The sequence below is a fragment of the Allorhodopirellula solitaria genome (assembly GCF_007859855.1).
GTDB lineage: Bacteria > Planctomycetota > Planctomycetia > Pirellulales > Pirellulaceae > Rhodopirellula > Rhodopirellula solitaria.
This window is the reverse complement of the sequence record NZ_SJPK01000030.1, coordinates 1-8,965: the sequence shown is the minus strand read 5'-3', so window position 1 is coordinate 8,965 and position 8,965 is coordinate 1. Positions and strand designations below refer to the sequence as shown.

General features: G+C 56.8%; 11 protein-coding genes. 6 read left to right on the top strand and 5 right to left on the bottom strand.

Annotated elements, in window-relative coordinates; all coding sequences use genetic code 11:
- Window positions 1–33: 33 nt before the first annotated feature.
- The 3 genes from CA85_RS23540 (at window position 34) to CA85_RS23530 (ending at window position 2,750) form a co-directional block, all read left to right on the top strand.
- Window positions 34–222 carry a hypothetical protein gene (locus CA85_RS23540; protein ID WP_146393979.1) on the top strand — a complete coding sequence of 63 codons (189 nt, stop codon included), beginning with the start codon at window positions 34–36 and terminating at the stop codon, window positions 220–222.
- A gap of 871 nt (window positions 223–1,093) precedes the next feature.
- Window positions 1,094–1,501, top strand: coding sequence for a hypothetical protein (locus CA85_RS23535; protein WP_146393977.1), 408 nt, complete (start codon window positions 1,094–1,096; stop codon window positions 1,499–1,501).
- Between the two features lie 148 nt (window positions 1,502–1,649).
- Window positions 1,650–2,750, top strand: a complete 1,101-nt coding sequence (locus CA85_RS23530) for a phosphotransferase (RefSeq protein ID WP_222435523.1) — start codon at window positions 1,650–1,652, stop codon at window positions 2,748–2,750.
- Window positions 2,751–2,958: 208 nt separating this feature from the next.
- Here CA85_RS23530 and CA85_RS23525 read toward each other — a convergent pair whose 3' ends face one another.
- Entirely contained in the window at window positions 2,959–3,705 is a 747-nt protein-coding gene (locus tag CA85_RS23525) for an AAA family ATPase (protein WP_146393975.1), read from the bottom strand.
- A gap of 488 nt (window positions 3,706–4,193) precedes the next feature.
- Entirely contained in the window at window positions 4,194–4,868 is a 675-nt protein-coding gene (locus CA85_RS23520) for an HD domain-containing protein (RefSeq protein ID WP_146394001.1), read from the bottom strand.
- A gap of 382 nt (window positions 4,869–5,250) precedes the next feature.
- Here CA85_RS23520 and CA85_RS23515 point away from each other — a divergent pair, with 382 nt between their 5' ends.
- A complete protein-coding gene (locus CA85_RS23515) occupies window positions 5,251–5,547 on the top strand; it encodes an MTH1187 family thiamine-binding protein (protein ID WP_146393973.1) in 297 nt (98 codons plus the stop codon).
- 201 nt (window positions 5,548–5,748) lie between these two features.
- Here CA85_RS23515 and CA85_RS23510 read toward each other — a convergent pair whose 3' ends face one another.
- The 3 genes from CA85_RS23510 to CA85_RS23500 form a co-directional block, all read right to left on the bottom strand.
- A complete protein-coding gene (locus CA85_RS23510; RefSeq protein WP_146393971.1) occupies window positions 5,749–6,189 on the bottom strand; it encodes a YbaN family protein in 441 nt (146 codons plus the stop codon).
- 475 nt (window positions 6,190–6,664) lie between these two features.
- The gene (gene ric, locus CA85_RS23505; RefSeq protein ID WP_146393969.1) at window positions 6,665–7,369 is read right to left on the bottom strand and encodes an iron-sulfur cluster repair di-iron protein; all 705 of its coding nucleotides are present in this window, start codon (window positions 7,367–7,369) and stop codon (window positions 6,665–6,667) included.
- Window positions 7,366–7,551: a hypothetical protein gene (locus CA85_RS23500; RefSeq protein WP_146393967.1), complete on the bottom strand. Its 186-nt coding sequence runs from the start codon at window positions 7,549–7,551 to the stop codon at window positions 7,366–7,368. Before CA85_RS23500 ends, ric begins: the two co-directional genes overlap by 4 nt.
- Window positions 7,552–7,611: 60 nt before the next feature.
- Here CA85_RS23500 and CA85_RS23495 point away from each other — a divergent pair, with 60 nt between their 5' ends.
- Entirely contained in the window at window positions 7,612–7,872 is a 261-nt protein-coding gene (locus CA85_RS23495; protein WP_146393965.1) for a hypothetical protein, read from the top strand.
- Window positions 7,873–7,896: 24 nt separating this feature from the next.
- Window positions 7,897–8,613, top strand: coding sequence for a ZIP family metal transporter (locus CA85_RS23490; protein ID WP_146393963.1), 717 nt, complete (start codon window positions 7,897–7,899; stop codon window positions 8,611–8,613).
- Window positions 8,614–8,965: the final 352 nt, after the last annotated feature.

Below are 8,965 nucleotides of genomic sequence, written 5' to 3'. Positions count from 1 at the left end.
AGGTCGCCCGCGCGGCCAGAAAGGGCGGGATGAGTGATCGCGACTAAAGTGTTTCTACCCGAGACTCTCGCGATGGACATGGAAAATGGATTGATCCGTGCTAACGAGCCATTCTCTGTTCGGTTTTTGATCTATGAGTCGATGCGGGCGATGGTCATCCGCCTGAGACACTGGCATTCCGAACGCGTTTGCGAAATGTCGGACGAAGTGATCGATGCTTAAAGTGATCGATGCTCGGATCGAACGAGCGAACGAACGAGCGAGCGAACGATCCGTCGAGGCCGAGGATAGCGATCCGTTTGGGCGATCGCCCCGGTAATCACAATCAAGAACCGAGAACCGTGGCTAACGCCAAAACGGCTCAAGAGAATGCTTCACTGCGTGGCCGTATGGGGAATCGCTAGGTTCGCGTGGCGAGCGGGTGGGCTCGCGGATGCGGTGGGTTTCCAAGGCGGCTTTGCCGTCTAAAGTATGCGGTGTGCGGCGATCGCCGGTTGTTCGAACGTTTTACGCTTTGAATTTGGCGTGGGAGCGCCGAGGCTCGTGCCCAATGGCGTTTGCCTTGGCTCCGTTTGCCAACGCAGTGAAGCATTTTTGCTAGGCGTTGCGTCATGTCGCGTGATCCATAAGCGGCGAATTGGTAGTGGACGAGGCGACGAGCTGTTGATTACCCACAAGTATCCCGAAAGGGATGATAGAAAATAGCCGTAGGTCAGCGCAGCGCCACCTGCGGTTGTTCGTTGAAGATGGAGCGTCGACCCCGAAGTGGGTCGCAGACCTCGTCGTGAATGAACTTCAACCCCATTCGGGGTTGGCACGCGTGTTTCGCGGCGTTTCCGGTGGTATTCGCTTGCGCTCGACCACCGGCTATTTTCTTCAACGCCGTCGGCGTAGGAAAAATTGTGGGTAAAGGACAGGAGGTGACGAGTCCTTGGGACGCAGGGGTTCGTCGCCTCGCTGACGCGTCGGGTTACCAAGAACGCTTCGCGTTTGGCGTGGGAACGCAGAGGCTAGCGCCGGATGGCTGATTGGGTTGGCGCCGGTGGTTTTTCCCGCACCTGATCTGCACCCCAGCACGTACAAGGAATGCACTGTGAACGATTTTTGCAAACTATCCTACTTTTTTCGAAGCCCCAAGTATCCCGTCATCGTTGATGTCGATGGGGCGCTGGTCGTTGCCAGGTCGGCGAAGTCGCTCTATCTCAGACTTGTCCGGTTCGATCTGGTCGAAAAGAAGTCCTACGATGCTCTCGATAAAACGGGTGAAGCTTGGGCCTTGGTTATCAGCCAAGAAACGGGGGTTCTCGCGCCGCTCAATTTCTCAAAACCACGTACGAAACTCGAACTCATTCGCTGGTTCAACAATCGGAAAAACAAACCTGCTGACGAAGTGGCATACCCTGAAAAGTCCTTGTCGTCGAAAAAACGGGATCGCATTGTCGCTGAAATTGCCGATCGACTGGCCGATGCCGAGAAGCGAAATGCATCGCGTCGAAAGTGAAGTGTCTTGCAAACGAAGTCGCGCCCCGATCGGACGCTGATCGGGTCTGCGTCTAGCGCTTCGGGCTTGTACTGCGGCGGAGAAAACCGGAACACCGGCTAATTCTGCAGTCTCCTTGGTCGAGGGCGGGTGAAGAACCTCTCGCATCGTGACTCTTGAACAGCCCAGTGTTGGCCCCTTTGCCAATGCTGGGGCTGTGTGTGAAAATCTCGGGATTCCGATCTCTGTTTTGCGAGTTGCCATCGTGGACACGCTGTCCGAAACCATCTGTCGAATCACTGGTGCATCGTCCGTGGAGCTTGGTGAAGAGATCCAGGGTCTTTGGAGTGGCTATGGCGTCATCCAACGTGCGACCTTGCGGCGGCCGCCATCGGCCGCTGGAGTCGAACGGATGCCGGTTGTCATCAAGCACATCGACATCTCTCGTGTCCGCTGCAACCGCAGGGGATGGGGCGGCGACGTTTCGCATTTACGCAAAGTTCGGTCTTACCAAGTCGAAAAAGCGTTCTACGAGACGTTTTCTCAGCAGTGCGACGCATCCTGCCTCGTCCCTGGGTTGATCGCAGCTCATGAGAAGGAGAATGCTGGGGGCTGGATCATCGTGCTCGATGATCTCGACGCGCAGGGCTTCGATCGTAGGAAGGATCACGTCGATGAGCAGTCCATCCACGCTTGTTTGAGTTGGCTGGCGAACTTCCACGCGACCTTCATGGGGACTTCAGCGACTGGGTTGTGGCCGATCGGTACCTACTGGCATCTCGAGACTCGGCCCGATGAACTGGCCTCGATGCGGGCAGGGCCTTTAAAGCAATCGGCTCACGCGATCGACAGCCGCTTGAACGCGGCGAAGTATCAAACCTTGGTTCACGGTGATGCGAAGGTCGCCAATTTCTGCTTTTCGGATCGAGATCGGGACCGGGTCGCTGCGGTTGATTTTCAATACGTCGGCCGCGGCTGCGGGATGAAGGATGTCGCTTACTTCATCAGCAGCTGTTTGAGCGAACAGGAGGCGGCATCACGCCAAGACTCGTTGCTGGGGTTCTACTTTGGCCGACTCGAGGAAGCCCTTTCTGCTCGCGGCATCGCGATTGATTTCGCCGCACTCCAGAACGAATGGTTGGAACTGTATCTCTTTGCTTGGGCCGACTTCTGCCGCTTTCTCTCGGGCTGGTCCCCGGGGCACTGGAAGCTCAACGCTTACAGCGATGGTATTACTCAGTCGGTGCTCGTGCAGTTGGGACGCTCTTGATCGAAGATCGATTGCGGGTCTACTCTCCGTCTTTCCGGGGTGGGGTTGAAACGCAGAGGCGCAGAGCGCGCAGAGATGGTGGTGAGTGGGTGGGAGAGTGGGGCTCTGCGATTGATCTGTCGGTTTGGCGATTCAGGCACCTGCTCAGTCATCCATCGGCGTCATAGGAACGCTCGCACGTAGCCGCGATCCTTGAGAAAACTTCGGGTCAGTCGTCGCTCAAGAGATGCGATAGCATCCGCTGGGGATTGTCCAAGAACGACTTGGTCACCCGGTAGTGTTCGGTGTCCTGGTAGGCGGTCGGTTGAATACCCGACTCTCCGAATGAATAGATCTGTGAGTCGGGGTAGCTCATGATGATCGGCGAGTGGGTCGCAATGACCAACTGTGATTCTTGGCCGACGATGCTATCGAGCAAGATTAGGAACTCCAGTTGCCGCTGCGGTGACAGCGCGGCTTCCGGCTCATCGAGGAAGTACAATCCTTGGCCGAAGCGGTTTTCGACCAGCGTCATGAACGCTTCGCCGTGCGATTGCTCGTGCAGTGATTTGTCGCCATAGCTGTTGCCGACGCCGAGGTTTTCGATTTCCGTCGCGACGTTAAATAGGCTCTCGGCACGCACAAACCACGCGTCGGGAACCAGGGCGTGATAACGCCGCAGTTTCAGTGCCTTGTGCAGCTCCGAATGGCTTTCGCGGGTCGCAAACATCATGTTGCGGCTGCCGCCTTCGGCGTTGAGGCCGTTGGCAATCGCGATCGCTTCGAGCATCGTCGATTTGCCCGAACCGTTCTCACCCACAAAGAACGTGACCTTCGGATGCAGGTCAAGGTTCGAGAACGTTTTGAGCGATGGCAGGTTGAACGCATAGTGAGACGGATCGCCGATGCGACTGCGGTCGAGTATCACCGATTCGATGAACGGCCCTGGCGTGACACCTCGTTTCAACTTTCTCATCCCGCGTTCTCCATTCTTGACTGAACCTGTTCTGGTAGGATCATAGGCTTCTCGAGGTCCCCGTAGTGGACGAGGCGACAAGCTGTTGATTACCCACAAGTATCCCATCAGGGATGATAGAAAATAGCCGTAGTTCAGCGCAGCGCCACCTACGGTTGTTCATTGGTAGTGGAGCGTCGACCCCGAAGTGGGTCGCAGACCTCGTCGTGGACGATCTGCAACCCCATTCGGGGTTGGCACGCGCGTTTCGCGAAGTTTCCGGTGGTGTTCGCTTGCGCTCAAACCACCGGCTATTTTCTTCAACGCCTCCGGCGTAGGAAAACTTCTGGGTAAAGGACAGGAGGCGACGAGTCCATCCTCGATTTTATTCCGTCTCATGCACTTCGTGCATCGTTTGGCGGTAGGTGTGATGGACTCCTCGCGTCGTCCACTACCGTGCGACTTCCACGCTGCCCGACGAGCCATCGGCTCGCGAAGCCCTCGGCGATCTATTGGTTCGGCTGCGACTTCAGGGTGCCAGTTCGAGCGTTCGACGAGGAGCTGTCTGCGCCGCTCTCACGCATGAACTGATCCAGGAACCTACGCATGAACGACTCTCGTTCTGCCGCCATCTGCCGAGCTGCGTCGGTGTTCAGCAGATCTTTCAACTTGAACAGTTTTTCGTGAAAGTGCCCCACGCCCGTCTTCACCGGCCCTGTCTTCGTGTCGCCGGCATCGGACACGTAGAACGGCTGCACAGGAACGCCTGGCGGGGGCGCCGCTCCGTATTCGATCGTCCGCACAATTCCGATCGCACCGAGTGCGTCGAGCCGATCCGCGTCCTGGACAATTTTGCCTTCGAGCGACAACTCGCTCGCGTCGACGCCTTTGCGAAACGAAATGTTGTCGACGATGTGAGCGACTTGCTCGATCACTCCATCACCGGCACCCAGACCGCTGAGAATCTCACGAGCAAACTCGGCACTTCGCTCCAAGCCGTGATGGAACTTCGCATCGCCAACGTCATGCAGCAGAGCCGCCAACTCGATGATCTCCAACTCACCACCGGTTTCTGCGCGAATCGCTCGAGCGGACGCCAGCACCCGCAGCACATGATCCATCCCATGACCGGCGGCTTGTCCATCCATTCGTTGACGCACGATCGCTTCGACCTGTGCTGTCATATCGGCGTCTCGATGCGGCGCTTGCATGGGTCGACCGGTCTGTTGCTGCGGGTTCTTAGGGATCAATTGCGGATTCACCGCGCGATGATCGCAGCTACGACAATCCGTGTCTATCCGCGCGTCACTTCCCGCAACGATTCCTCGCTTTCACCCTTGCCCCGATCCATTTGGTTCGCTCCTCCCTTGGCAGTTTTCCAATCGAGCAACGAAGCATCGTTCGCGGGGGGAAGGTGAGTTCGAAACCGATCGATTTGGCGAAGTTCACCGAGTCATCGTCAGGGGGGATGGTTGACTGAGCAGAGCCACTGGATTCTTCGTCACGAGAGCGTAAACTTGGGTGTAGGAGTCCATACCTGGCCGAGAAACGAGGGGATCTGCTGAGATGAAAGTCATTGTCGATTTATGTGTCGTCCCGATGGGAGTCGGTGTCTCCGTTGGCAAATACGTTGCTGAGTGCCAAAACGTATTGCAGGAAGCAGGATTGAATCACCAGATTCACGCCTACGGCACGAATGTCGAGGGTGACTGGGACGAAGTCTTTGCCGCGATCAAGCGTTGCCACGAGCGTGTTCATGAAATGGGCGCGCTGCGGATCACCACCAGTATCAAGGCGGGGACTCGCACGGATCGCGAGCAATCCATGCAGGACAAGGTCGACAGCGTCGTTGAGAAGAACTAACTCGCGGAAATCGCGCGCGGGCACGCCGGATACTCGATTCCCGAATTCATCGCGATCCGTCATCGTGCCTCGACACCGTCGTATGTTCCTGCACGAATTTCGTCGAGCTATCATGGCGATGCTATCACGGCTACCGTCAGCGGATGCCGAGCCAACCGCTTTGACGTTGGACACGGTGTCCAGTGCCGGGCAGTTCATCGCTCAGTCTGCTAGCGGTGCGTGTTCCGTGCTGGTTCTATCGTCACGCGCCGCTTGGTCGCTCCGGGCGACTGGCAACCGAGCGACCACGGAGATCCCGTAGATCGCGGCGGCCAGGATCAGCGTTTTGACGACGATGGGTAAGCTGCTGAAGATTAGCGTCGATCCGACCAGAATCGTTACCATCGCGTAGGCCAAGCATTTCACGTTGGGCCGGACGCCGCCTTGATCTTGCCAATCCCGGAGTGGACCGCCGACAACAGGCCAAGTCATTGCTTTGGCGTGTAGCGTTGGAGAGACTCGTAGCAAGAAATAGCACATCAGTAGTAAAAACGGCGTCGTCGGAAGGCCGGGCAAGACGACACCTACCATTGCGAGCATGAAGAAGAATCCAGACAAGATCCAATAGAGAACGCGTTTGGCTCCATGGGCGGGTTCAACCATCGAAGCATCTCTTGGTGAGGAACGCGGCAGTAACATATGTCGTATAGGGTGAGGTAATGAGTTGTTGATTACCCACAAGTTATGGCTGATCCGACTGAATCGTGCGCCCGAGGTTTTCAAGGCATGGCTCCCGTATCCAAGGATTTATTTGAGGGATGTGATTATCAATGTTAGACTGGCACTGCCGGGAGAAACGGAGCCGAGCTCTGCAGAGGTGCTGGCTTGGCAAGGGATATCTCGGTCGCCAGCGTTTCCCTGCAAAAGCGGTACGCCAATGGTGTTGTCGGTCCCTGGCGAGCGTTTGTTCGTCAGGGACGCATTTTTGAACGATCATTGGATACGAGAGCCATGCCTCAAAAAAACTCCCGCTGTGCTCTGCGCACGCTTCCGTCGGATGAACCCAAGTTCTTCTACGCCGAAGGCGTTTTAGAGAATAGCCGGTGGTTTGAGCGCAAGCGAACACCACCGGAGCAGGCTACTCGTGTTGAAGGGCTTTGACGAACAGCACGTTGTTCTCCTTGTGAACGTGTTGGTGCATGTCGGCTTCCAGTTTGGCCAGTGAATCAAGCATCGCTCGGTAGGTGTTGCAGGCCCATTCCGGCGGTGTGTAGCCATCGGTGGCTTCGTTCAAAACGGCCAACGCGTCGCCAGCCCGTTCGTGCTCGTGTTCCATTTGGCGAATCGGGTTGGCGACGCTGTCGCAGTGCAATTCAGGACGATCAGCGGACGCTTCGAGCTGACGCACGATCGGAAACAAAACGTTTTCCTCTTTCATCATGTGCGGTTCCAGTTCGTCTTTTAGGGCCACAAACGCTGCTCGCATCTTGAAAAGCCGGGCGTCCTTCTCGCCATGGACCCGCGACACCTTTTCAGTCATGAAATCGAGTCGCGGCAATTCTTCGCGGAGGTAGGCGTGATGAGTCGCTTCGATGTGATCAGCCAGTTCGGTGAGCGTCATTGAATCAGCGTCGGTGAGGTCGCAGTTGTCTGCCACAGCGTCGCAAGCTTGGATCTGTTCGATGACATTGGCGGCATCGAGGCCATTCTTTTCGCAAGCTTTCACCAACGGAACCTTGCCGCCGCAGCAATAGTCGATTTGGAGCGATTCGAAAACGCGGGCGCGATTTGGTTTTTGGCGAACAAAGTCGCCGACGGGTTGAGTGCAGTCGAGAGTGGTCACGATTGGATTCCCAATGATTGGTAGTGGGGTGCGATCAATACGCGTTGAATCGCTAAACGAGTGCTCGCTCGCGTTGCTGCCCCGTAGCGCGTCGTCAGATCTTCCGCGGGCGCGGCGAAGCTGTCGGGCGTCTCGGTGTGAAGGCGGATGGCGACTAAGAAGCTGGAGGTGTCGGCGAACATCGTTTGTCCCAGTTATGCTATCTGTTTGAATCTGCACGTCAAGGTGTAGTATGTCGGCGAATGACATTCTCTTCCAAGGCGATCGAGCGGGTCGACAACCCAAACGGCCACCGTGGAAATCAATCCCAGTGCGACCAGGTGAATTCCTGGACCGTTTTCCTCCCCGCGTTGCTGGTTATTGTATTTCCAGCGAATTTTGAGATGGTACTCGACAAGGATCGGTATTTTAGCGATTCGGTTTTTGGCGTTGATGGCTCGGTTGCCCATGCACGGCGTGCTGATTGCCTGCGTTGGATGGGCAGCAGCGAACGATTCGCCTAACGAAAAATGGTCGGAGGATACGTTGTGGACGAACTGGTACAGGTGTTACTGCTGACGACGATGGCGGGAGCGGCGATTCCGATCGGCGGTGCGATCGCGATGGTCGAGAAGATCTCGCCGGCGTGGCTCGAAGAGGAGTTTCGCCACAGCGTGATCGCGTTCGGCGGTGGCGTGTTGATCTCAGCGGTTGCCTTGGTGTTGGTGCCAGATGGTGTGAAGGAGCTATCGCTGGGCTGGATCGTGACCGCGTTCGTCGCCGGCGCGGTCGTGTTTTGGGGCCTGGAAACGCTGCTGGCGCGGTCGAAGAGCTCGATCGCTCAGTTGGTAGCGATGCTGTCCGACTTCGTTCCCGAGGCGATCGCGCTGGGAGCAGCTTTTGCGCACGGGGAGAAGACGGGTGCGTTGCTGGCGGTCCTGATCGCGCTACAAAACTTGCCCGAGGGGTTCAATGCGTACCGCGAACTCAATGCGACCGGTGATATCGGCGGCAAGAAACTGGTCCTATTGCTAGCAGCCTGCGTCCCGCTCGGTCCGCTGGCGGGATGGATTGGCTACGAACATCTCTCGGCTTACCCGAGTGTTGTCGGCTTCATCATGCTTTTTGCCGCCAGCGGAATTCTGTATTTGACGTTCCAAGATTTGGCGCCGCAGGCCAAGGTCGAGAACCAGCGGGCACCAGCGATTGGCGCCGTCCTCGGATTCTTACTCGGCGTCGTCGGCCAAGTCTTGCTCAACGGTTGAAATGACACAGCGATTTTGAAAGGAACTCAAGGATCCTGCATTCGAGATTCTCGGAACGCCTGTGCCGATCCAATGCGTCAGCAACGCGTGATCAATCAGTGGCGAATTTAGCGAAAGCTATTCTGTCGTGGACGAGACGACGAGACGACGAGCCGACGAGCCGTTGAGCCCCGCAAGTTTCCCTACGCCGAAGGCGTTGAAGAGAATAGCCGTCGGTCATCGCAACGCCACCTCATAGGCATCAAGTTAAGCAATACTCGAGGAGGTCTGGGTTGGCGAGCAACTCCATTGTCCCTGGTTTTGCCTTGCGTTTGGTTCTTTGGCAACGACGTCGGACGCGGGAAATGAGACG

Bases quoted from the DNA above. Each gene is read 5' to 3' on its own strand.
- CA85_RS23495 (WP_146393965.1), top strand. From the start codon at position 7,612: ATGACATTCTCTTCCAAGGCGATCGAGCGGGTCGACAACCCAAACGGC.
- CA85_RS23520 (WP_146394001.1), bottom strand. From the start codon at position 4,868: ATGACAGCACAGGTCGAAGCGATCGTGCGTCAACGAATGGATGGACAA.
- CA85_RS23525 (WP_146393975.1), bottom strand. From the start codon at position 3,705: ATGAGAAAGTTGAAACGAGGTGTCACGCCAGGGCCGTTCATCGAATCG.
- CA85_RS23500 (WP_146393967.1), bottom strand. From the start codon at position 7,551: ATGTTCGCCGACACCTCCAGCTTCTTAGTCGCCATCCGCCTTCACACC.
- CA85_RS23515 (WP_146393973.1), top strand. From the start codon at position 5,251: ATGAAAGTCATTGTCGATTTATGTGTCGTCCCGATGGGAGTCGGTGTC.
- CA85_RS23510 (WP_146393971.1), bottom strand. From the start codon at position 6,189: ATGGTTGAACCCGCCCATGGAGCCAAACGCGTTCTCTATTGGATCTTG.